The 23,265-nt window shown below is 66.9% G+C and carries 20 protein-coding genes and 1 riboswitch; of the genes, 10 read left to right on the forward strand and 10 right to left on the reverse strand.

What is annotated here, in order from left to right; all coding sequences use genetic code 11:
* Positions 1–31: 31 nt before the first annotated feature.
* The 5 genes from FAZ98_RS25960 to FAZ98_RS25980 form a co-directional block, all read right to left on the reverse strand.
* Positions 32–559: a molybdopterin-dependent oxidoreductase gene (locus tag FAZ98_RS25960; protein ID WP_158955433.1), complete on the reverse strand. Its 528-nt coding sequence runs from the start codon at positions 557–559 to the stop codon at positions 32–34.
* Positions 560–850: 291 nt separating this feature from the next.
* Positions 851–2,053: an NAD-dependent formate dehydrogenase gene (locus tag FAZ98_RS25965; protein ID WP_158955435.1), complete on the reverse strand. Its 1,203-nt coding sequence runs from the start codon at positions 2,051–2,053 to the stop codon at positions 851–853.
* Positions 2,054–2,258: 205 nt separating this feature from the next.
* Positions 2,259–3,176, reverse strand: coding sequence for a LysR family transcriptional regulator (locus FAZ98_RS25970; RefSeq protein WP_158955437.1), 918 nt, complete (start codon positions 3,174–3,176; stop codon positions 2,259–2,261).
* A gap of 104 nt (positions 3,177–3,280) precedes the next feature.
* A complete protein-coding gene (locus FAZ98_RS25975; protein ID WP_233272845.1) occupies positions 3,281–3,898 on the reverse strand; it encodes a M24 family metallopeptidase in 618 nt (205 codons plus the stop codon).
* 335 nt (positions 3,899–4,233) lie between these two features.
* Positions 4,234–5,001: a DUF899 domain-containing protein gene (locus FAZ98_RS25980; protein ID WP_158955441.1), complete on the reverse strand. Its 768-nt coding sequence runs from the start codon at positions 4,999–5,001 to the stop codon at positions 4,234–4,236.
* Positions 5,002–5,153: 152 nt separating this feature from the next.
* On the opposite strand from FAZ98_RS25980, the gene FAZ98_RS25985 reads away from it, so the two are divergent.
* Both FAZ98_RS25985 and FAZ98_RS25990 read left to right on the forward strand, forming a co-directional pair.
* Positions 5,154–6,374: a helix-turn-helix domain-containing protein gene (locus FAZ98_RS25985; RefSeq protein WP_158955443.1), complete on the forward strand. Its 1,221-nt coding sequence runs from the start codon at positions 5,154–5,156 to the stop codon at positions 6,372–6,374.
* 82 nt (positions 6,375–6,456) lie between these two features.
* Complete coding sequence (locus tag FAZ98_RS25990; protein WP_158955445.1) at positions 6,457–7,101, forward strand: Vgb family protein; 645 nt, start codon at positions 6,457–6,459, stop codon at positions 7,099–7,101.
* A 112-nt stretch (positions 7,102–7,213) separates the two neighbouring features.
* Here FAZ98_RS25990 and FAZ98_RS25995 read toward each other — a convergent pair whose 3' ends face one another.
* Together FAZ98_RS25995 and FAZ98_RS26000 are read right to left on the reverse strand one after the other, a co-directional pair.
* A complete protein-coding gene (locus tag FAZ98_RS25995) occupies positions 7,214–9,121 on the reverse strand; it encodes a TonB-dependent receptor domain-containing protein (protein WP_158955448.1) in 1,908 nt (635 codons plus the stop codon).
* 108 nt (positions 9,122–9,229) lie between these two features.
* Positions 9,230–9,422, reverse strand: a riboswitch (cobalamin riboswitch).
* Positions 9,423–9,618: 196 nt separating this feature from the next.
* Complete coding sequence (locus FAZ98_RS26000) at positions 9,619–11,598, reverse strand: S9 family peptidase (protein WP_158955450.1); 1,980 nt, start codon at positions 11,596–11,598, stop codon at positions 9,619–9,621.
* Between the two features lie 299 nt (positions 11,599–11,897).
* On the opposite strand from FAZ98_RS26000, the gene FAZ98_RS26005 reads away from it, so the two are divergent.
* From FAZ98_RS26005 to FAZ98_RS26015, 3 genes are all read left to right on the forward strand, one after another.
* Positions 11,898–13,706, forward strand: a complete 1,809-nt coding sequence (locus tag FAZ98_RS26005) for a cytochrome c biogenesis protein DipZ (protein ID WP_158955452.1) — start codon at positions 11,898–11,900, stop codon at positions 13,704–13,706.
* A gap of 62 nt (positions 13,707–13,768) precedes the next feature.
* Positions 13,769–14,506, forward strand: coding sequence for a peptide-methionine (S)-S-oxide reductase MsrA (gene msrA, locus FAZ98_RS26010; protein ID WP_158955454.1), 738 nt, complete (start codon positions 13,769–13,771; stop codon positions 14,504–14,506).
* Positions 14,507–14,711: 205 nt separating this feature from the next.
* Entirely contained in the window at positions 14,712–15,515 is an 804-nt protein-coding gene (locus tag FAZ98_RS26015; RefSeq protein WP_158955456.1) for a transporter substrate-binding domain-containing protein, read from the forward strand.
* On the opposite strand, the gene FAZ98_RS26020 is transcribed toward FAZ98_RS26015, so the two are convergent.
* Positions 15,509–15,802, reverse strand: a complete 294-nt coding sequence (locus tag FAZ98_RS26020; RefSeq protein WP_158955458.1) for a hypothetical protein — start codon at positions 15,800–15,802, stop codon at positions 15,509–15,511. The genes FAZ98_RS26015 and FAZ98_RS26020 overlap by 7 nt on opposite strands.
* Between FAZ98_RS26020 and FAZ98_RS26025 the strand changes: the two genes are divergently transcribed.
* Complete coding sequence (locus FAZ98_RS26025; protein ID WP_158955460.1) at positions 15,795–17,162, forward strand: ATP-binding protein; 1,368 nt, start codon at positions 15,795–15,797, stop codon at positions 17,160–17,162. The two genes, FAZ98_RS26020 and FAZ98_RS26025, sit on opposite strands and share 8 nt — an antisense overlap.
* Positions 17,163–17,240: 78 nt before the next feature.
* Here the strand turns inward: FAZ98_RS26025 and FAZ98_RS26030 are convergent, their stop codons facing one another.
* On the reverse strand, positions 17,241–18,020 hold the full coding sequence (locus FAZ98_RS26030) for a dienelactone hydrolase family protein (protein WP_158955462.1): 780 nt from the start codon (positions 18,018–18,020) through the stop codon (positions 17,241–17,243).
* 187 nt (positions 18,021–18,207) lie between these two features.
* Between FAZ98_RS26030 and FAZ98_RS26035 the strand changes: the two genes are divergently transcribed.
* The 3 genes from FAZ98_RS26035 (at position 18,208) to pstS (ending at position 21,672) form a co-directional block, all read left to right on the forward strand.
* On the forward strand, positions 18,208–18,861 hold the full coding sequence (locus FAZ98_RS26035) for a glutathione S-transferase family protein (protein WP_158955464.1): 654 nt from the start codon (positions 18,208–18,210) through the stop codon (positions 18,859–18,861).
* 211 nt (positions 18,862–19,072) lie between these two features.
* Positions 19,073–20,560, forward strand: a complete 1,488-nt coding sequence (locus FAZ98_RS26040; RefSeq protein WP_158955466.1) for an MFS transporter — start codon at positions 19,073–19,075, stop codon at positions 20,558–20,560.
* A gap of 59 nt (positions 20,561–20,619) precedes the next feature.
* Positions 20,620–21,672, forward strand: coding sequence for a phosphate ABC transporter substrate-binding protein PstS (gene pstS / locus FAZ98_RS26045; RefSeq protein ID WP_158955468.1), 1,053 nt, complete (start codon positions 20,620–20,622; stop codon positions 21,670–21,672).
* A 38-nt stretch (positions 21,673–21,710) separates the two neighbouring features.
* On the opposite strand, the gene FAZ98_RS26050 is transcribed toward pstS, so the two are convergent.
* Entirely contained in the window at positions 21,711–22,277 is a 567-nt protein-coding gene (locus FAZ98_RS26050) for a TetR family transcriptional regulator (RefSeq protein ID WP_158955470.1), read from the reverse strand.
* A gap of 82 nt (positions 22,278–22,359) precedes the next feature.
* Here FAZ98_RS26050 and FAZ98_RS26055 point away from each other — a divergent pair, with 82 nt between their 5' ends.
* A complete protein-coding gene (locus FAZ98_RS26055) occupies positions 22,360–23,253 on the forward strand; it encodes an SDR family oxidoreductase (RefSeq protein WP_158955472.1) in 894 nt (297 codons plus the stop codon).
* Positions 23,254–23,265: the final 12 nt, after the last annotated feature.

The following is a 23,265-nucleotide window of genomic DNA, read 5'->3' on the forward strand; positions in this document are numbered from 1 at the left end:
TTCGGATGAAAACAAACGGGTGATAGTGAGGTTATAGCGCGAGCACGCGGGCCTCGATACGCACGAGACGCTTCACGTGGCGCGGCGCGGGCACGAGGTCGGTGCCCGAATACAGTACGGGCGCGCCTGTTTCGGCGTCGAGCGGCGCACCGCCGCATTCGTACGCGACCAGCACCTGCTCGCCCACTGGTGTGTTGAACAACTCGTGCCACGAGAACGTCACGAAATAGCCGTCGTGACCGACCGCGAAGAAGACCATGCGCTTGAAGTCGCCGGGTTCGTCGCAGCGCAGTCCGGCCTCTTCGAGCAGTGCGGTGAGGCGCACGCCGCGATAGGGCGGCACCGTGCGGATAAAGCGGCCCGTGGTGTAGCAGCGCAGGTCGAACGGCGCGCCCAGCGTGCCCGGGTAGCGGCGCAGCGCGTCGAGCGTGAGCGTGGCGGGGCGCAGCAGGCTGCCCGCGAGGCGCAGCGTGCCGGCGGCTTGCGTCGATGCCGGGTTGCGCGCGAGGTCGGCAAGGGCGGTGTTCTCGGCGGTGGCGGTGGGGGGCGCGATGTCCATCCTCGGGTCTCCAGGCCGCGAACGGCCAGCGTGTCAGGGCGATATAACCTCGCGTATATTACGCGGGCTCGCGCGCCGTGGCGAGATCGGCGAGAAACATGGTGGGCATGTGCGTGGCGTTATGGGGCGCAAGGCGCTGTGCTGTGATCTTTCGGTCGCAAGCCGGTGTGCCATTTCAACTGCCGTATCCAGACGAAAATCCTGCCGATGAAATTCATCGGCAGGATTCCTGATCAATCGATGCAATCGATGCAATCGGTGCAGTCGGTGCAAAAGGCGCAATCGGTGCAATCACGCAGGCTGGTAGCGGCTCGCTTCCTCCGAGCCCTTCGTCGCATCGCCTTCGCTATACGAATGCGCGCCCACGCCCGCGAGCTTCCCGCCATCGACGATCAGATACTCGTCGCGAATGGGCGTGCCCGCGAAGAAGCATTCGAGAATTTCGCGCGTGCCCGCGGCATAGCGCGCCTGCGCGGAAAGCGTGGTGCCCGAGGTGTGCGGCGTCATGCCCTGATGCGGCATGCTGCGCCACGGATGATCGCGCGGCGCGGGCTGCGGGAACCACACGTCGCCGGCATAACCGGCGAGCTGGCCGCTTTCCAGCGCGCGCACGATGGCGTCGCGGTCGCAGATCTTGCCGCGCGCCGTGTTGATGATGTACGCGCCGCGCTTCATCTTCGCGATCAGTTTTTCGTCGAAGAGATGTTCCGTTTCCGGATGCAGCGGGCAGTTGATCGTGACGATGTCGCACACGCGCACCATCGACTCGACATCGGCGTGCCAGGTCAGGTTGAGTTCGCGCTCGACCTGCTCGGGCAGGCGATGGCGGTCGGTGTAATGAAGCTTCACGTCGAACGGTTTCAGGCGCCGCAGCACGGCCGCGCCAATGCGCCCCGCGGCCACCGTGCCCACGTGCATGCCTTCGAGATCGTAGGCGCGCTCCACGCAATCGGCGATATTCCAGCCGCCTTGCTTGACCCACTCGTGCGAGGGCAGATAGTTGCGCACCTGCGAAAGAATCATCATCACCACGTGCTCGGCCACGCTGATGCTGTTGCTGTACGTGACTTCGGCAACGGTGATGCCGCGCTTGACGGCCGCCTGCAGATCGACGTGATCCGAGCCGATGCCCGCCGTGAGCGCGAGCTTGAGCTTCGGCGCTTTCGCGATGCGCTCGGCCGTGAGGTACGCGGGCCAGAACGGCTGCGAGATCACAACGTCGGCGTCGGCGAGTTCTTTTTCGAAGCGCGAGTTCGGGCCGTCCTTGTCCGAGGTGACGACGAGCGTATGACCCTGCGATTCGAGGAAGCGGCGCAGGCCGAGCTCGCCGGAGACACTGCCGAGCAGCTCGCCCGGCGTAAAGTCGATGGCCTTGGGCGTGGGCGCGGTTTGCCCGTCGTGATAGCGCGTGATGTCGGGCACGGTGTCGCGCGCGTAGCGCTTGGGCATGCCGTTCACGGGGTCGTCGTAAAGAACGCAAAGAACCTTGGCCATGATGTCTCACTCCACGTTGGATGACTGCTTCGGCGGGCGGCGCGCTGGCGTTGGCCGTTTGGCGCCGCGGTGTCGATCGTTCGGTGCGGGAAGGATCGATGGCCAGAGTGTTGTCGACACAGCGAGGCGGGTCCAATCGTTTGGAGAGATGGCCTGATAAGCGGCGCTTATCAAACGGGCGGCGGGTGCGTCCGTGCGCCGGCGTTCAGGCGCCTTCGAGCAGGGCGTCGAAGCGGCTTTGCAGATCGAGGCGTTGCGCGCTGTCCCAGAGCGCCGCCACGAGCGGCGGCATGACGGGCGCGTTGCGCGCGATGAGGCCGATCTCGCGCGTGAGTTCGGGTTTGAGCAAGGTGGCCGCGAACGGGCCGCTGCCGTGCACGACGCTCAGCAGGCTATGCGGCAACACGCTGTGGACCTGCACATGTTGCACGGTTGCGAGCAGCGTGAGCAGCGAGTCGGCTTCGGCGATCACGGTGGGTTGCACGCCCGCGCGGCGAAACGCGGCGTTGATGACCTGGCGGTTTTGCATCGACGCATCGAGCAGACAGAGTTCGAGGCCGCCCATCGCGTCCCAGCGGTCGAGACCGGCGCGCGCGCCCGCGTCGCCCTGCGCGGGCGAAACGAGGATGTAGCGCTCGCGATAGAGCGGCGAAACAGCGAAGCCCGCCTGCACGTCGTGGTCGAGATAGGTGAAGCCGAGGTCGAGCTCGAAGTCGTCGAGTTGACGCAGGATCGCGTCGGAACTCAGCGAGCGCAGCGAATAGCGGATGCCCGCGTGTTCCGCGCGGCAACTCGCGAGCAGCAGGCTCACCACGGGCATGGTGGTCGGAATCACGCCGATGCGCAGCGTGCCCGCGAGTTGCACGCGCGCCGCTGAAGCGTCCTGACGCATGTGTTCGAGCGTCGCGAGCGTTTGCCGCGCCCACCCGAGCACGCGCTCGCCTTCCTCGGTGAAGCCGAGAAAGCGCCGCCCGCGCCGCACGATCACGAGCCCGAGTTCGTTCTCGAGACTGCGGATCGCCGAGGAGAGCGCGGGCTGCGAGACGTTGCAGACTTCGGCGGCGCGCGCGAAATGCTGCTCGCGCGCGAGCGTGACGAGGTAGTTGAGCTGGCGAATGAACATCGGCGGCGTACCTCGTGCGTGGCGCGCGAGACCGCGCGTGGGTCAGTCGATGAAGCGGCGTATCGGTGTTGCGGGGTGGAGGCCCGCTCGAACGAGCCGGCCGGTCAGGCGAGCAGATCTTCGTAGAACGCGCCGAACGACCGTGTTGGGTGGGCGATCTGGATTTCGAGGATCCACAGGCCGGGCGCGGGTTCGTGCGCGAATTCGCCGAGGTCGCCCGCCTTGTAGATCGCGTGCGGAAAATCGCTCACGCGGTGGCCCTTGATGTCGAGATTCAGGCGCCAGCCGTGGGCCTTCGCGCGTTCGGCGGCATAGTCGTAGAGCGCGATGCCGCTGCACCCGGTCGTGCGCCAGTGAGCGGCCACTTCGTCGTAGATCGTTTTCGCGGCTTGCGCGCAGGCCTGCATTTCGGGGTCGTTGCCGGTGACGAAGGTCGCACCCGAGTCGCCTTCGTGCTGGTCCCAGACCACGCCGATGTCGACGAAGAAAATGTCGTCGGCGCCGAGCACCGGGTCGCCCACCGAGCGTTCCTTGAAGATGCGCAGCGTGTTTTCGCCGAAGCGGATCAGCACCGGATGCCAGATGCGGTCCATGCCCATTTCCGCGAGGATCGCCTTGCCGCGCGCGTTGGCTTCCGATTCGCGCATGCCCGGCTGCATGGCGGCGGCGATGCGCTCGACGGCCTCCCACGTTTTCACGCGCGCGTGTTCCATCGCGGTCATCGAAAATTGTGCGCCTACTGCTTCTTTCGTTTCGCTGCTCACCGGCTTGCTCCGTGTCGTTTCGTATTGTGTCGTGGGTTGACTACGCGTTTCGTTATATTCTCGCGTATATTTCGCCACGTTGACAACGGCATGACATCGGAGTCGTATCGGCCGGGAGGAAAGCGGATTATCGGGCCAGCTGCGCAAGCATCGCGATCCCTATGCCGATGCCCACCGCGCCCACGAGGCGCGCCGCGGCCGCGCGCCACAACGTGGCGGCGGCGCTCGGCGCGAACGGCGCGGGTGCCGCGAACCCAACCGGCCAGCGCGCCGTATCGCGTGGCCGCGCGCGTTCACGATGATTCGGGATACTCATCATGACGCTTCCACCAGACGCCCGTTTCGTTGCGCCCGCGCGGTGCGCGATCGAGCCATTGATACATGCTCCAGATGCCGTCCAGGCCGCGCGCGTAGGTCGAATACGTGTGATACACCACGCCGTCTTCGAGCACGAAGGCGCTGAGTCCGGGGCGATCGCGCGTGTAGGTGGCCGCGTCGGTGCCGCAGCTCGCCGCGAACTGCGCGACGGGTTCGGGCGGCGGCGTCATGTCCATGGCGTGGCCCTCGCGCGCGTAGTTGTATTCGAGGTCGCCCGAGCGCTGCTGCGCCTCGGTGAACGAGACGTTGAAGTCGTAGTTGAACGCGTCGCCCTGCGACGACGCCCACGGAAAGCGCCAGCCCATGCGCGTGCGATACGCGAGCAGCTTCGCGAGCGGCGCGCGCGAGACGGCCATTAACGTGACGTCGTGATGCGCGAGATGCGTGGCCACGCCGTCCATGCCGTCCGCGATCGCCGAGCACGACGGGCAACCGGCCTGGTAGTCGGGACCGAACATGAAGTGATAGACGAGCAGTTGCGAGCGGCCCCCGAACAGCTCGGGCAGCGCGGCCACGCCGTTTTCGGTATCGAATCGATACGACTTGTCCACGCGTACCCAGGGCAGTGCGGCGCGTTGCTGCGCGAGCGCGTCGCCGCGCCGCGTGTGTTCCTTTTCCGCCGCAAGCAGGGCGAGCCGCGCGGCGCGCCATTCTTCGTGAGTTCCGGTTCGATGCGTCGTCATGTGTTCCTCCTGATAATGGTGCGGTGCACGCAAGGCGCCGCTCGATCGTGGAAGCGCGGGATCTCCGTGTTAGCGCCGTGTTAGCGCCGTGTTAGATTAGGCCCGTTTATCGACCGCGGGGGAGTGACAAGTGTGGCGGGATTCCGATGAGCATGGATTCGCTGATCACCGCTGCCGCGCGCGCCCTCGCCGCCGGTGACCCGCTCGGCGCGCTCAACCGCGTGGCGCTGCGCGAAGACGCCGCCGCGCTCGCGTTGCGCGGCATCGCCATGGCGCAACTCGGCGATCTCCCACGCGCGAAGGCGCTGTTGCGCGGCGCCGCGCGCGCGTTCGGCCCCCGCGAGGCCGTGGCGCGCGCACGTTGCGTGGTGGCCGAGGCCGAAGTCGCGCTGGCCTCGCGCGATCTGAACTGGCCGCCCGCCGCGCTGGCCGCCGCGCGGCGCACGCTCGAAGCGCACGACGACCATCACAACGCCGGGCACGCACGCCTGCTCGAAGTTCGCCGCCTGCTGCTGATCGGCCGTCTCGACGACGCCGAGCGCCTGCTCACCGAGGCCGCGCCCATGACGTTGCCGCCGCCGTTGCATGCCGCGCAGGCGCTGATCGTCGCGGGTATCGCCATGCGGCGTGTGCGCACCCAGGCCGCGCGCGAGGCGCTGGCCATGGCGGCGAGCGCCGCGCAACGCGCCGGCATTGCCGCCTTGAGCGCCGAAGTGGAAAGTGCCGCGCAACTGCTGGCCGCGCCCGCCGCGCGCCTCATCGCTCGCGGCGTCGAGCGCCCCTTGCTGCTGGACGAGGTGGAAGCGCTGCTCGCGTCGCCGGCCTTGATCGTCGATGCCTGCCGCTACGTCGTGCGGGCGAAGGCCACGTCGATCGAGCTGGCTCGCCGTCCCGTCTTGTTCGTGCTCGCTCGCGCGCTCGCGCAGGCGTGGCCCGGCGACACGCCGCGCGACGCGCTCATCGAACGCGCCTTCCGCATCTCGCACGCGGACGACACGCATCGCGCGCGCCTGCGTGTGGAGATCGGCCGCCTGCGCGCGCTGATCGAACCGCTCGCGCGCATCGACGCCACGCAACGGGGCTTTGCGCTGACGCCGCGCGCGGCGCAAGAGGTGGCCGTGCTCGCGCGGCCCGTGGAGGAAAAGCACGCCGCGCTGCTGGCGTTTCTGGCCGACGGCGAGTCGTGGTCGAGTTCGGCGCTCGCCATCGCGCTGGGCGCGAGCCAACGCACGGTGCAGCGCGCGCTCGACGCGCTGGCCGCGGCGGGCAAGGCGCAATCGTTCGGCCATGGCCGCGCGCGGCGCTGGACCACGCCGCCCGTGCCCGGATTCGCGACGACCTTGTTACTCCCCGCGCCGCTGCCGGGGGACTAGCATGAGCCGATCGAGAGGCATCGGCGCATCGATGTAACGATGTATCGGCGCCATCTCGCATCGACAAAACCCGGAGGCAGACATGAAGCGCGCGCGTGCGGAGATTCTCCGCGAATACGGCCCCTTTCCCGGCATCGAAGCGGTGCACGGTCTCACGTACGACGGCCGCCAGGTGTGGTTCGCGGTGGGCGACGGCCTCGTGACGCTCGACCCGGCGAGCGGCCAGACGCGGCGCGCGATCGAGATGGCCGCGCATGCGGGCACGGCCTTCGACGGGCGTTATCTGTTCCAGATCGCCGAGCGTCGCATTCTGAAGATCGAGCCCGAAACGGGCCGCGTGATCGCCACGATTCCGGCGCCCGGCAATGGCGGCGATTCGGGGCTCGCGTGGCATGACGGCACGCTCTGGGTGGGCGAATATCGCGCGCGCAAGATTCATCAGATCGATCCGCAAACGGGCGCGATTTTGCGCACGCTCGAGTCGAGCCGCTTCGTCACGGGCGTGACGTGGGTGGAGGGCGAGTTGTGGCATGGCACGTGGGAAGGCGACGAAAGCGCCTTGCGGCACGTCGATCCGCAAACCGGCGACGTGATCGAGCAACTCGACATGCCCGAAGGCACCGCGATCTCGGGCGTGGAAGCCGACGGCGCGGGGCAGTTCTTTTGCGGCGGCGGCACGAGCGGGAAGATCCGCGCCGTGCGCCGCCCGCCGAAGAAGCAGGGTTGAAGCGCGATAAAGGTGACTCAAAGCGCGATTTGAATCGGGATTCGCGTGGCTTTGAATCGCCAGCTCTAAAGCGCTTTAAACGCGCTTTAAAACGCGCTTTTAACACGCGTTTTTAGAACGTATAGCTGATCTTGCCGAACGCCGTGCGCCCGAGCGAGTTGTAGCCGTACGCGGTCACGTATTGCCGGTTGAACACGTTCGCCAGCGAAGCCGAGAGCGCCAGATGCGCATTCACGCGATACGACGCGCGCAAGCTCACGGTGGTGTAGCTCGGCAGATACGTGCTGTTGAACTGGTCGTCGAAGGTCGAGCCGCCGTAGAGCAGCGAAACGCCCGTGCTCAGCGCGTGCAGATGAAACTCGTCCCACGTGTGATCGACGGCAAGGCTCACCGTCTGGCGCGGGCGCCGGTTCAGCCAGGTTTGATCGCTCACGTCCTGCGGATTCAGAATGCCCACCGCGAGACTCACCGGCGTGTATTTCCCGAGCGTGCCCTTGTACGACAATTCAAGGCCCTGAATGTGTGCCTTGCCCACGTTCACGGGCAGATACGTGACGGCGTCGTAGCTGATGAGATCGTGCACGCGCGTGTCGTAAATCGCGGCCGTGAAGGTGCCAATGCCCGTGGTCGCGTCGAGCGCCGCTTCCACCGTATCGCTGCGCTCGGGCTGCAGGTCCGGATTCGCGTAGCCCGGGTAGTACAGGTCGTTGAACGTGGGCAGGCGGAACGCGTTGCCGTACGAGACGCGCGCCGTGTACACCGGCGTGATCGCCCACGCGAGCGCCGCGTTGCCCGTGTTCACCGCGCGGCCTTGCACGATCTCGTGGCGGCCCGCGAGGAACAGCGTGAGCGGGCCGAGCGTTGCCGCCTGGTGCATGGAGACCGCCGAATCGTTGCGCGCGGGCACGCCGTTCGGAATGTCCACGGGCAGGAACGCCAGTTCGCGCGTGAAGTCGTACGCGAGCCGGGTTTCGCCCGAGAGCGGCTGGCCGAACAACGTGTGGCCCGTTTCCTGATGCGTGATCGAGGTGGACGTGGAGAGGCGCGTCGAGTCGATCTCGTCGGTGGCGATCGTGGGGTCGTTCGCGTAGAGGAACTGGCGGTCCGTGGCATAGCCGAGCGACTGATCGAACTGCGTGGTCGGCGTGAGGTCCAGATGGAACGCGATGCCCGTGGTGAGCTGGTTGTCGCGCTGGTGGTCGTCGCCGCCGAGAAAGTCGTACGAAAGATCGCTGCGGTGATAGAGCGCGAAGGTTGAGATCGACCAGTTCTCGTGCGCGTAGCCGAGGCGCGCGTCGAGGTCCTGCGCGTGATACGGGTTGCGGCCGTTTTCGTGGCCGTAGGCGTAGGGCGCGGTCGCGTCGATGCCGGCCGTGTTGTAGTCGTGCAGCCCGAGCGAGTACGTGACGCCGCCGAGCGCCGCGAGCGGGCCCGTCGACGGGATCGTGCCCGAGGTGCGCAACTGCGTGTCGAAGGTCTTGTTCGAGCCGCCGCCGAACGACACCGTGGTCTGGTTCGGCTGATTCGCGGCGCGGCGCGTGAACAGTTGCACCACGCCGCCCATGGCGTCGGCGCCGAACGAGGCGGCCGCCGGACCCGAAATCACCTCGACGCGATCGAACGCGTCCGTCGGCAGATCGGCCCACTCGGCGGTGCCCGTGGTGGCCGAGCCCACGCGAATGCCGTCGATGAATACCGCCACCTGGGTCGCGGACGAGCCGCGGATGCTGACCGCCGCCGTCGTGCCGGGGCCGCCGTTCTGCAGCACGGTCACGCCGGGCAGCGTGGCGAGCGCCTGGGTGATGCTCGGGTCGGCGGGCGAGAGACGGTCGAGATCGGCGCGCGTGAGCACCTGGGTGCTCGCGTAGCGGCCGTCGAACGACTGCGGCAAGTGCTGCGTGTCCCCGGTGACGAGGATGTTCGGCAGCGTGGTGTCGGTGTTGGTATTGCTGTCGGCGTGGGCGGCTTGCGAGGCGCAGGCGAGCGCGGCCGTGGCGAGTAAGGTATAGGGAAACTTCATGATGCGGCTGGAAACAGCTCCTGATGGCGGGCTGTCCGTGCAACGGGCGCACGCGCGCAAGCACGCGCGCGACGCTTTTGCGCATTGGGGGACCCCGCCCGCTGCGGCTGCTGGACTCGAGCGATGGCAGGTCTCCTGGCTCGCGGGTCGTCGCTCGATGCCGGCCTTCCCGGTTTCCCAGTGGCCACGCGTGGCATGAACTCGCCGCTGACAGTTGCGGGGGCAGCCGCAGACTCGGCGCGCGCGCCTCACTGCGTTCCCTTTTGATCCCGTCGCCGGGAACCATCAGCGCGCAAGGGTAAGGGCGGTGCGGTACGGGCGTCAACTTGCGTCGACGTCCGGCACGCGAATTCGGCGCGAAGTGTGGTGAAAACGCCGGAACGCGCGCCGCAAGACGAGGTTCCGGCGCGGTTTTCGGTCGCACACGGGGGCGGCGCTGTGCGCAACGGGTCGCTTTGCCGGTATCCGGCGCGCGCGCCGCCACGCGCGCCCGCGCTTCAGGCTAGTTCGTGCATGTCTCCGGCCTCGACCACCTGCATCGACGAAGCCTGCCGTTCCGCCGCCGTCATGGGCTCGGCGCGGCCGCCGAGATAGCGCGCGAGAAACGCCTCGGCCACCGCGTAGTACGAAAAGCGGTTCACGGGGCGCGCGAAACCGTGGCCTTCGTCGGGATACAGCAGATAGGTCACGGGAATGCCGTTGTGCTTCATCGCCGCGACCATCTGGTCGCTTTCGTCCTGGCGCACGCGCGGGTCGTTCGCGCCCTGCGCGATCAGCAGCGGCCGGGCAATGCGGTTCGCCTGGTGCACGGGCGAGCGTTCGCGCAGCAGCGCGAGACCCGCTTCCGTGGCGGGATTGCCCATGGCGTTGACGAGTTGCGCGCGCATCGACTCCCACCACGACGGCACGGTTGCGAGCAGTGTTTCCAGATTAGAAGGCCCGACCACGTCGATACCGCACGCATAGCGCTGCGGGTTGCGCGTCATGCCCGCGAGCACCGCGTAGCCGCCGTAGCTCGTGCCGACGATGGCAACGCGTCCGGGGTCGGCGATGCCCTCGCGCACGGCCCACTCGACGGCGTCGAGCAGGTCGTCGTCCATGCGGCGGCCCCACTCGAGGTCGCCGGCCGTGACGAAGCGCTTGCCGAAGCCGGTCGAGGCGCGGAAATTCACGCTCAGCACGCTATAGCCGCGGTTCGCGAGCCACTGATGCTCGGGATGAAAGCCGAAGCCGTCGCGCCCCCACGGACCGCCGTGCACGAGCAGCACGAGCGGTCCCGCGCCTTCGGCCTGCGCCGGGCGCGTGAGATACGACACGAGTTCGAGGCCGTCGCGCGCGCGGATCGTGACCGGTTGCATCGGCACGAGCGGCGCGTGGGCGAGATCGGGGCGCGTGTCGAACAGCAATTCCAGGGCGCCGGTGTCGCGCCGGTACAGATACGCCTTGCCCGGTGCGAGCGCCGACTTGCCGATGATGACCCACACGCTGTCGTCTTCGGTGCGGCTCACCATGTGCCATTCGCTCAGGCCGTGCTGCGCGAAGCGGTCGAGATCGGTCTGGAAGCCGGGCGTCAACGCGTGCCACGCGTGCTGCGTGTAGTACGAGCCGTAGCCGATCGGCTCGCGCGTGTCCTTGTCGACGATCACGCCGCCCAGGTCGCAGCGCGCGTCTTCGGCGAGCACGCGGCGCTCGCCCGTGGCGAGGTCGAGCCGCACGAGCGCGGCCGTGTCGCGCGCGCGGCTGTCGCTCAGAAACAGCGCGGTGCCGTCGCGGTTGAGAAAGAGCGGATGCGAGACGCGCGCGTCTTCCGGAGCGAAGCTGAACCACGGTTTCCACGGCGCTGCGCTGGCCTTGTCGACATCGACATCGACATCGTGATGGCCGTCGCGCTCGAATAGCTGGAGCGTGCCGTCGGCGTCCAGACGCGTGGCCACGCGCACGTTGAAGCGCTCGTCCACGATGAACGAGGCCATGTTGGTGTTCTGCTCGATCAGCTGCAATTCGCCGCTTTCGATGAAGAGCGCGTAAAGGTCGAAATACTTGGGATCGCGCCGGTTCATGGCGATCAGCACGCGGTCGCGCACGAGGTGACTTCTCGCGTACACGGCCGCGAAAATGCCCTCGAACGGCGTGAGGTCGCGCTCGACGCCCGTCGTCACGTTCACGCAGTGGATGTGATAGCGCTCGTTGCCGTCGGCGTCGCGCGGATACAGCAGGTGCGGGCCCGCGAACGTCCAGCTGTACGAATGAATGCCGCGCTTCGTGTCGCGTGTGACGGGCGCGGCCTGCCCGGGCGCGCCGGCCGGCGCGACCCAGATGTTCAGCACGCCGTCCACGGGCGCGAGCCACGCGAGATGGCGGCCGTCGGGGCTGATGCTGGGCAGCGCTTTCTCGGGATTGCCGAAGAGCTGGGCGCGCGGAATCAATGCGGGATTCGGCGCAATATGGGAGGTGGCGTTCGATGCGGCTTCGCTCATTCAATCACTCGCTGCGGGTTCGACGATCCCCGATTCTATGCAAATCGGGGTGAGCAGGCCGCGAACCGGGCGATGTCGCGGGGCGGCGCCCGGCGTAAATGGTGCCAAAGCGTTGCCCGGTTTGTCTTCAGGCGGGCGCGGGCGCGTGAACGTGGCGTGGCGCGGCGCTCGACATCATCGGCGATACCTTCTTTCCGCGACCCGCGACGGAATAGACGGGCCGCCGCCGTGTTTATCCCTGTGAAAGCCGCCGGAACCGCAGCGCAGCTCGCGCGCGGACGGCGGTGGAGATCCGCAAAATGGCTGTGTTCCTGATTGCCTGGCTCGGTGGCGTGCTGACGATCGTCAGTCCCTGCATCCTGCCCGTGCTGCCTTTCGTGTTCGCCCGCACCGGGCGGCCTTTCGTGCGCAGCGGCCTGCCGCTGCTGGTTGGCATGGCGCTGTCGTTCAGCGCCGTGGGCGCGCTCGCGGCCGTGGGCGGCGGCTGGGCCGTGGCGGCGAACCAGTACGGGCGCGTGGCCGCGCTCGTGCTGCTGGCGTTCTTTGGCGTGACGCTGCTCGTGCCGGGGCTGGCGGAGCGGCTCACGCGTCCGCTCGTGGCGTTCGGCTCGCGCCTCTCGGAAACGGCCGGCGACGCGCAGCAAAAGGGCTCGGGCGTGGGCGCGTCCTTGCTGCTGGGCCTGGCGACGGGCTTGCTGTGGGCGCCGTGCGCGGGCCCGATTCTCGGCCTGATTCTCACGGGCGCGGCGCTGCAGGGCGCGAGCGCGCATACCTCGCTGCTGCTGCTCGCGTATGCGGCGGGCGCGGCCACCTCGCTGGCGCTCGCGCTGCTGGTGGGCGGCAAGGTGTTCACGGCCATGAAGCGTTCGCTCGGCGTGGGCGAATGGGTGCGGCGCGCGCTGGGCGTGGCCGTGCTCGCGGGCGTGGCCGCCATCGCGCTGCATCTGGATACTGGCTTTCTCACGCGCGTCTCGCTCGCGGGCACGAATCAGATCGAACAGGGTTTGATCGATCGCGTGAAGCCGAATCAGCCGAATGCGCAAGCCAATGCAAACGGCACCGGCAACGCCAACGCCAACGCCAACGAGAATGCCGATAACCCCGGCAACGCACTGGCGATGAAAGCCTCGGCCACGGGCGCGCTGCCCGTGGAAGGCAAGCTGCCCGACCTGAGCGGCGCGGTGCAATGGCTCAACTCGCCGCCGCTCACGGCCGCCGATCTGCGCGGCAAGGTCGTGCTGGTCGACTTCTGGACGTACTCGTGCATCAACTGCCTGCGCGCGCTGCCGTACGTGAAGGCGTGGGCCGACAAATACCGCGCTTCCGGCCTCGTCGTGATCGGCGTGCACGCGCCCGAGTTCGCGTTCGAGAAGGACATCGGCAACGTGAAGCGCGCGGTGAGCGACCTCAAGATCGATTACCCCGTGGCGATCGACAACAACTACGCGATCTGGCGCGGCTTCGACAACCAGTATTGGCCGGCGCATTACTTCATCGACGCGCAAGGGCAGATTCGCCACCATCACTTCGGCGAAGGCAATTATCAGGAATCCGAACAGGTGATTCGCGACTTGCTGGTGCAGGCGGGCGCGAAGAACGTGCCGGGCGGTTTCGTCAGCGACACGGGCACGGGCGCCGAAGCGCCGCCCGCGATGGACACGGTGCAGTCGCCGGAAACCTATCTCGGCTATCAGCGCGCGCATGGTTTCGCTTCGCAGGGCGATCCGGTCGCCGACGCGCCGCACCGCTACGTGGCCGGGCCGCTCGATCTGAACCAGTGGGCGCTCGCGGGTACGTGGACGCTGGGCGCCGAGCACACCGACCTGGACGCGGCGGGCGGCGACATCGTCTATCGCTTCCATGCGCGCGACCTGCATCTCGTGCTCGGACCGGCCGCGGACGGCAAGCCCGTGCGCTTTCGCGTGACTGTGGACGGTGCGCCGCCCGGTGCGAACCATGGCGCCGATACCGACGCGAACGGCAACGGTGTCGTCGACGGCCAGCGTTTGTATCAACTCGTGCGTCAACAAGGCGACATCGTCGATCGCACGTTCGAAATCCGCTTTCTCGATCCCGGCGTGCGCGCGTATTCGTTCACGTTCGGCTGAGGCTGGCCGTGCAGTGCCGGGTTGTTTCGATTCGCTCGCCCCAGGAGCCAAGGAGATTCATCATGCGTAGTCAGTCAACGAAGGGCCGCGGCAAGACGCTGCGCGCCGTGGTGAGCGCGCTGGCGCTCGCGGGCGTGGCGGCCTTCGGCGTCAATCATTCGCGCGTGTTCGCCGCCGACGAAGCGCACGCGGTGCCGCCGCCCGCTGTCGACGAACCGGTCAACGCGAACGCGCACAGCGAAACCGTGGTGCTCGCGGGCGGCTGCTTCTGGGGCGTGCAGGGCGTGTTCCAGCACGTGAAAGGCGTGACCGAAGCCGTTTCGGGCTACGCGGGCGGCGCGCGCGCGACCGCCGGCTACGAGATGGTGAGCACGGGCACGACGGGCCATGCGGAGTCGGTGCGCGTGACCTTCGACCCGCAGCAGATCAGTTTCGGCCGCATTTTGCAGATCTATTTCTCGGTGGCGCACGATCCGACCGAACTCGACCGCCAGGGCCCCGACGAAGGCACGCAGTATCGCTCGACCATCTTCCCGACCACGGCCGGGCAGGCGAAAGTGGCGCAAGCCTATATCGCGCAGCTCGCGGGCGCGCACGTGTTCCCGCAGCCGGTGGTGACGACGGTCGAAGCGGGGCGCACGTTCTATCCGGCCGAGACCTATCACCAGAACTATCTGACGCTGCACCCGGACGCGCCGTATATCGCCATCAACGATCTGCCGAAGGTGGCCGACCTGAAGCGCCTCTTCCCGGCGCAGTATCGCGACAAGCCGGTGCTGGTGCCGACGCGCGCGACGTAAGCGACGTAACGGCGCGCACGGTTCAAACACGGCGCAAACACGGCGCAAACGCCCCAAAACGCGGGAAACCCCGCACGTCCTGGCCCTTCGGCGCGCTCGCGGATCGTAGTATTCTCTTGCGACGCGCTGACGGTTGCCCGCATTTGGCTGTCATTGCCGGCACCGGGCCGCGCTGTTCACAGGCTCAGCTAAAAGGGGACGTTTAATGAAGTTGTCGAAGCTCCTGCTCACCAGCGCGCTCGCTGCCTCGGCGCTCGGCTTTACCGCCGTGGCCGCGCACGCGGAAGACGTGCTCGATTCCATCAAGCAGTCCGGCGTGCTCAAAGTCGGCCTCGAAGGCACCTATCCGCCGTTCGACTCCCGCAACAGCAAGGGCGAGCTCGAAGGCTTCGACGTGGACGTGGCCAAGGCCGTGGCCGCCAAACTCGGCGTGAAGCCCGAATTCATTCCCACCGAGTGGAGCGGCATTATCGCGGCGTTGCAGGCGGGCAAGTTCGACGTGATCGTCAACCAGGTGACCATCACGCCGCAGCGCAAACAGGCCGTGGACTTCAGCCAGCCGTACACGTATTCGGCGGCGCAGCTCATCCAGCGCGCCGACGACAAGCGCGATTTCAAGTCGCTCGACGAATTCAAGGGCGACAAGAAACTCGGCGTCACGCTCGGCACCAACTACGACCAGATGGCGCGCGCCGTGCCCGGCATCAACGTGCAGACTTATCCGGGCGCGCCCGAAAAGCTGCGCGATCTGGCGGCCAAACGTATCGACGCCACCATCGACGACCGCCTGATGCTGCCGTACATCATCAAGAACTCGAACCTGCCGCTGCGGCCGGGCGCGGTGCTGCAAGGCGCCGATCAGGACATGGGCATTCCGTTCCGCAAGGGCAACCCGAAGTTCGCGAAGGCGCTCGACGACGCCATCACGTCGCTCAAGCAGGACGGCACGCTCAAGAAGATCTCGATGCACTGGTTCAATACCGACGTCACGCAGCCGATCGGTCACTGACCTTTGCCGATGCAATACGCGCGCCGGGCATGCGATGTCCGGCGCGTTGTCGTTTCTGCGGCGAGGTTTTTCCCCGCGCCGATCCTGCGCCTGCCTTGCGCGACCCGCGCGCTGCAATAAAGTGTGTCGCGCCGCCGCGCCGATACACTGCGATACAAAGCCTCGCGCGCCTTGCGGTATAACCGCAACATTGCCCGTTCGATTCCCGGAGTTCTCCATGCCTGCCGATGGTTTTGCGGACCGCCACCGCCGCGCGTTTGCGATTGCGGCGTCACGTCGATGAGCACGCTCGGCGCGCCAGGCGCCCCCCGCGCCCCTGACGTCACGGGTTTCACGCGCGCGCTCTACTGGCCGCGCACGCTGTTCGCGCGGCTCGCGCTCATCCTGTGTATCGGACTCGTGCTCTCGCAGGTGCTGTCGTTCACGCTCACGATGACCGAGCGCGACGACGCCACCGCGACCATGATGACCGACTACATCTCGCGCGAGGTGGCCATTTCGGTGGCGCTGCTCGACCATCTGCCGGCGGCCGAACGCGCGCAGTGGCTGCCGCAGCTCGCGCGCCGCAGCTACGGCTTCATACTCGGGCCGGGCACGCCCGGCGAGCCGCCCGACGCGAGCCGTTCGCGCCAGGTGGAAGCGGCGATCACCGCGGGTCTCGCGGGCCGCTACGCGCTCACGTCCAACTCGGTGCCGGGCGTGGGCGAGCATCTGCAGATCCATCTGCAACTCTCGGACGGCTCGCCGCTCACCATCGACTTTCGTCCCGCCGCCGCGCTGCCGCTCTCGAACTGGCTGCCCGCGGTGATGGTCGCGCAACTCGTGGTGCTCGCGCTGTGCTGCTGGCTGGCGGTGCGCGTGGCCACGCGGCCGCTCAACGAACTCGCGCGCGTGGCCGACGCGCTCGGCCCCGACCTCAAGGCCGAGCGTCTCGCCGAAGAAGGCCCTTCCGAAGTCGCGCGCGCGGCGCGGGCGTTCAACGCGATGCAGGAGCGCATTGCGGGGCACGTGGCCGAACGCATGCAGATCCTCGCGGCCATTTCGCACGACTTGCAGACGCCGATCACGCGCATGCGCTTGCGCGTGGACGTAATGGACGACAATTCGGAGGCGGCGAAACTCACGCAGGACCTGCGCGAGATGGAGCAACTGGTGAAAGAGGGCGTGGCCTATGCCCGTACGCTGCACGGCACGGGCGAAGCGCCGCGCCGCGTGGACCTCGACGCGCTGCTCGACAGTCTCGTGTGCGATTACGTCGATGCGGGTTCGCCCGTGAGTTACGACCCGCGGCTCGACGTGGCGATCGTCACGCGCGTGCAGGCGCTGCGGCGGATCGTCGGGAATCTCGTCGACAATGCGCTCAAATACGGTGGCGCGGCGGCGATTGCCGTGAGCGAGAGCGCAGCGCATGACGCGGTGACCATCGCCGTGCGCGATCACGGCCCCGGCATTCCCGAGGAAGCGCTGGAGAAAGTGTTCGAGCCGTTCTACCGGCTGGAGACGTCGCGCAATCGCGGCACCGGCGGCACGGGTCTCGGCCTCGCCATCTCGCGGCAACTCGCGGTCGCGATGGGTGCGCAACTCACGCTGCGCAATCATCCGCAGGGCGGTCTCGAGGCGCGGCTCGTGCTGGCGCGCGCCGCCTGAAACACAACGGGCGATGCGGCCGCGCTGGCCCCATCGCCCGTTGTGAATATTGCGCCACGAACTGGCGCAGGCTCGCGTTTAACCGAGCGTGCGCGCGTAGAGCGCGAACAGTTCCTTCCAGCCGCGCTCGGCGCCTTGCGCGTCGAACACCGGCATGTCCGGCTTCATCCAGCCGTGCGCCTTGCCTTCGTAGATCTCGCTCGTGTGCTTGACGCCCGCCGCCGTCAGGGCGGCTTCGAAGCGTTGCGCCATGTCGAGCGGGTAGCTGTGGTCGTTGTCGGCGCCGGCCACGAGCACTTCGGCCTTGACCTTCGGCAGTTGCAGATGCGGGCTGGTGGGCTGGTCGGTGGCGAGATTGCCGCCGTGGAAGCTGGCCGCCGCGGCAACGCGCTCCGGATACCACGCCGCCGCCGTGAGTGCCATGCCGCCGCCCATGCAGAAGCCGACGGTGCCGACCTTGCTGCCCTTCACGTCGCTGCGGCTGTCAAGATACGCGAGCAGCGCGGCGGTGTCGTCGGCGGCCTTGTGATTGTCGGTGCTGGCCATCATCGGGCCCACCGTGGCGCGGAAGTCGCCCTTGAGCACTTCCTTCGGATCGAGCGGGCCGTAGGCGCCGAAGCGATAGAACAGATCGGCGAGCAGGACCACGTAGCCCTGGCTGGCGATATGGCTGGCCATTTCGATCATGGCGGGGCGAATGCCAAACGCGTCCATGTAAAAGATCACGCCCGGCCATTGGCCTTCGCCTTGCGGCGTGAGCACCCAAACCTGGGTGGGGCCGTCTTTCGCCTCGACCGTGATCTGCGTCTGGTTGACGCCGTGGGCGTTCACGGAGGTGGCTTGATTCGAGTTCGACATTGAAAGATCCAGTAATGAAAATGCAAGCGAAAACACTAGCGAATGCCGTGCAGGCGCGCAAATGCCGCGCTTTTCGTGCGGAGGCTCAAGTTTAAGCGACTATGTACATCTCTGCTTTCGCGGCCTCCGGTTCCGGGTTTCAGGCTGCCCCTAAAATACGAAGCTCTCGCGAACGGAACTCACCTCCATGACCACAACAACGCTGTTCTATTACCCGGGCAACGCCAGCATGGCGCCCCACATCGTGCTGGAAGAGATTGGCGAGCCTTTCGAACTTATGCTGGTCGATCGCACGCAGGGCGTGCACAAGTCGGCGGAATATCTGCGCATGAATCCGAACGGCCTGATTCCCGTGTTGATCGACGGCGACCTCACGCTGTACGAAGCGGCCGCGATCTGCCTGCATCTGGCGGATACGCATCCCGCGAGCAGCCTCGCGGCCGCCTTGGGCACGCCGCAACGCGCCGAGTTTTACAAATGGCTGATGTGGCTGACGAATACGCTACAAACCGCGCTGATCGCGTACTTCTATCCCGAGCGTTGGGTCGATGTCGACAACGCGAGCGGCGCGCAACAGGTGAAGGCGCATGCCGAAGCAAAAGTGGTCGCGCTGCTCGATCAGCTCGAAGCCCAGCTGCAGGCGAGCCGTGGCCCGTGGCTGCTCGGCGCGCCGTACACGCTGCTCGACGCTTACGCGTTCATGCTCTGCCGTTGGACGCGCGGCTTCTCGAAGCCCGCGCGCGAACGGCCGCTCATTGGCGCGTGGCTGCAACGCATGCTCGCGCGTCCCGCTGTGCAACGCATGATTGAAACTGAAAGGCTCGTTGAACCCCTGGTGTAAGTATTCAGGTGGCCGAAGTGTATTTACGAAGGTAGTCATCTTCGGCCGATGCTTCGCTTCTGCGCGGCTTCCGCTGCGCCTGTCACGGACGTGACACGGTTCGATTTCTAGAATCTGTTAATGCGAGTCACTTGCAGGTTGCCACGCAGGCAAGCACGCGAGTGACCGCGTTCCCTGCCACGCAAGCGGCGCACAACAGAGGAATTCGAACATGGCGGATCACACGGCGACCTTGAGCGCAGCGTCGCGGGCCAGCGCGAAATCGGTACAGGAATATATCGACGAATGTCCCGTATGGCCGGACGGCACGCGGCTCCTGTCCACGCCCATGACGGCGATGCAGTGGCGCATCTGGTCGCTGGCGGCTGCCGGCAAGTTCTTCGAAGGCTTCGTCGTGTTCATGACCGGCGTGGCGCTGCCGCTCATCTCGCGCGAGTTCGGTATCGGCGCGGCGCAAAACGGTCTGGTCTCCGCGGCGAGTCTGATCGGCATTCTGGTGGGCGCGCTCGGGCTGGGCGGCATGTCCGATTACTTCGGCCGCAAGCGCATGTTCATCATCGAGATGGTGCTGTTCTGCTGCTTTCTCGTGCTGCTCACGGTGTGCGGCAACTACACCTCGCTCGTGGTGAGTCTGTTCGGTCTGGGCGTGGCGCTCGGCTGCGACTATCCCACCGCGCACATGATCATCTCGGAGAGCATCCCGAGCGCGAGCCGCGGCAAGCTGGTGCTCGCGGCGTTCGGCTTCCAGGCGCTCGGCGCGCTGGGCGGCACCGGCATCGGCTATCTCGTGCTCTCTTTCATGCCGACGCTCGAAGCGTGGCGCTGGATGTACGCCACGGCCATCGTGCCCGCGGTGATCGTGACGGTTGGCCGCTTCTTCATCACCGAAAGCCCGAGCTGGCTCTATGTGCGCGGCAAGGTCGACATGGCGCAGGAAGCCACGCGCCGCTTGCTGCATCGCAAGCCGGCCTATCCCGCCGATATCTCGCTGCAGCACGCCGCGGAAGAAGCCGAAAAACACGGCGGCCTGCAGCAGTATCTGCAACTGTTCAGCCTCAAGAATCTGCGCGCGACGATCTTCTCCTCGGCGCCGTGGTTCCTGCAGGATCTCGGTACGTACGGCATCGGCATTTTCACGCCGACGATTCTCGCCGTCGCGCTCGGCAGCAAGCCCGATCACGTGCGCAGCGTGAGCGATCTCATCATGAACGACATTCTTGCGGCGAAGGGCGCGGCGCTCACCACGTCGCTGCTGATCGTGGGGATTCTGTTCGCGGTGATGCTCGCCGACCGCTTCGGGCGCGTGAAGCTGCAAGTGGTCGGCTTCGTCGGCTGCGCGGTGGGTTTGTTCATCGCGGCGCTGTCCGGCAATTTCGACGGCAGCACGAAGACCATGCTGATCTTCGCGGGCTTCATGCTCTTCAACTTCATGACGAATGTCGGGCCGAACGCGCAGACCTATCTGCTCGCGGGGGAAGTGTTCCCCACCGCGATTCGCGGCGCGGGCGCGGGCTTCGCGGCGGCCGTTGGCAAGATTGGCGCGATCCTGACGGCGTTTCTGTTCCCGATCCTGCTCGTCAGTATCGGCACGAGCACGCTGCTGTACTGCCTCGTGGTGACCTCGCTGCTCGGCGCGGTGGTCACGTGGCTGTTCCGTATCGAGACGACCGGCGTGCGTCTCGATGAAATCGGCAAATAAGCACGATCGACGGTCATGCCGATGCGCATGGCCGCCGCCCACACGCAACAGGGGACACGATGACCGTAGCACGACGACTTTCCTTTCTCGCGCTCGCCGCCGCCTTTCTGTGCGGCCACGTCTACGCGCAACAGGTGACCACGCTGAGCGAAACCGGCTCGACCTTGCTCGCGCCGCTGTTCAAGACATGGAGCGACGCTTACGCGAAGGCGCATCCCGACGTGCACCTTTCGGTGGGCGCGACGGGTTCGCAGGCCGGTATCGATCAGGCGGTAGCGGGCACGGTGAACATTGGCGCGTCGGATGCGTTCATGTCCGATGCCGACGCGATGAAGCATCCGCAGATCATCAGCGTGCCGCTCGCGATTGCCGCGCAGACCATCAACTACAACGTGCCGGGACTCAACGGCACGCATCTCAAGCTCGACGGTCCCACGCTCGCGGGCATCTACACGGGCGCGATACGCGCATGGGACGCGCCGCAGATCGCCGCGCTCAATCCGGGCGTGACGCTGCCGCATCACGACATCGTGCCGGTGCGCCGCGGCGAAGGCTCGGGCGACACGTTCGTGTTCACGCAATTCCTCACGTTCTCCACGCCCTCGTGGGAAAACGCGCTCGGTTACGGCACGTCCGTCGCGTGGCCCAACGTGCCCGGCGCGCTCGCCGCAACCGGCAACGCGGGCATGGTGAGCACGCTCAAGGCGACGCCTTACTCGGTGGGCTACGTGGGCGTGAGCTACGCGAAGGACATCGCGGCGGCGCAACTCGGCACGGCCGCGCTCAAGAACGGCGCGGGCGAATTCGTGCTGCCCACCAAGGCGACGATCATGGCGGGCGCCGCCTCGCTCGGCGGTCGCACGCCGCCGGACGAGCGCCTGAGTCTCGTGTTCGCGCCCGCTTCGGGCACGTATCCGCTCGTGAATTACGAGTACGCCGTGGTCTCGAAGCAGCAGCCGAATCCCGCCGTGGCCGCCGAGATCCGCAAGTTCCTCGAATGGTCGATCCTGCCTTCGGACGAGAACGCGGCGTATCTGGAAGCCGTGCATTTCATTCCGCTGCCGCCGCATACGTGGGAACTCAGCACGAATCAGATCGAATCGATTCGCTGATTGTTTGACTTCGACGACGCCCGCTGAATCTTGCCGGTTCACCGGGCCGTCAGCTTCCTCAGTCGCGCCAGCGACTCCACCGCGATCTCGCCGTAGCCGCGCGTTTCGGCCTCGCTCACCCATTGCGCGAACGCAATGCGGAACACGGCGATGCCCGCCTCGGCCGCGAGACTCGCATCCGGTTCTTCGACGCCGCGCGCGCGCAACGCCTGCGCGAGCGCGCCGGACAGCGTCGCCATCTTGATCAGTTCGCGCTCGTGCAACTCGGGGTTCGCGGCCACCACCGCGTAGCGGATGCGCGCGAACGGCCGGCGTTCGTCGTTGAAAAATTCGCCCGCCGTGGCGAGCGCGGCGCCGATCGCCTCGAGCGGCGCCGCGTCTAGCGGCGCGCGTGCGAGCGCCTCCACCATCGTCTGCTGCAATTGCTCCGAGCCCTTGAACAGCACTTCGCGCTTGTCGTCGAAGTAGCGGAAGAACGTGCGCGCGGTCAATCCGGCGCGCTGCGCGATGGCGGCTACCGTGGTGCGCTCGAAACCGATTTCGCCGAACAACTCGATGGCCGCGACGAGAAAGCGTTGCTCAGTATTGGGCTCCCAGCGACCCATGATGCTCCCGGAAAAAGTGTTGACACAGTGTGACATCATAGCGCTATACTGATGTCACTCAATGACATCAACGGAGTCACTCATGCGTATTCTCGTCACCGGCGCGTCGGGCTGGATCGGCTCGGCCAGCGTCACGGAACTCATCGGCGCGGGGCATCAGGTGCTCGGCATGGCGCGCAGCGACGAAGCCGCCGCGAAGATCGAAGCGCTGGGCGCGCAAGTCGTGCGCGGCAGCCTGGACGACATCGCGAGCCTGCGCGACGCGGCCGCCCAGGCGGAGGGCGTCGTGCATCTCGGCTACAACCACGACTTCTCGCAGATGGCCGCCGCCGCGCAAACGGATCGAGCGGCTATCGACGCCTTCGCGGACGTTTTGCAGGGCACGGGTGGCCCGCTGCTGATCGCGTCGGGGGCGCTGGGTCTGCCGCCCGGCCGCGTGGGCACCGAGCGGGATCTACCGCAGCCGGGCGGCCATCCGCGCATGGAAACGGCGGCGTACACGCTGGGTCTGGCCGAACGCGGCATCCGCTCGATGGTCGTGCGCTTCGCGCCCACGGTGCACGGCGCGGGCGGCGATCACGGCTTCATGGCGGCGCTGGCGCGCATTGCGCGCGAGAAGGGGATCGCGGCATATATCGGTGAAGGGCTGAATCGCTGGCCGGCCGTGAACCGGCTCGACGCGGGCAAGCTCGTGGCATTGGCCATCGACAAGGCGCCCGCGGGCGCGGTGCTGCACGCGACGGCCGAAGAAGGCGTGGCCACGCGCGATATCGCGGCGGCGTTGGGCCGCTATCTAAACGTGCCGGTGGAGTCGGTTCCCGCCGACCGGGCGCAGGCGCACTTCGACTGGCTTGGCATGTTCTTCGGCGCCGACATGGCCGTGTCGAGCGAATACACGCGCGAGTTGCTGGGCTGGCACCCGGCGCACGCGACCTTGCTCGAGGACATCGCGGCGGGACATTATCCCGGCGAGTGAGCGGGAGTGCCT

The sequence above is a fragment of the Paraburkholderia acidisoli genome, from assembly GCF_009789675.1.
In the GTDB taxonomy this organism is placed as follows: Bacteria; Pseudomonadota; Gammaproteobacteria; order Burkholderiales; family Burkholderiaceae; genus Paraburkholderia; species Paraburkholderia acidisoli.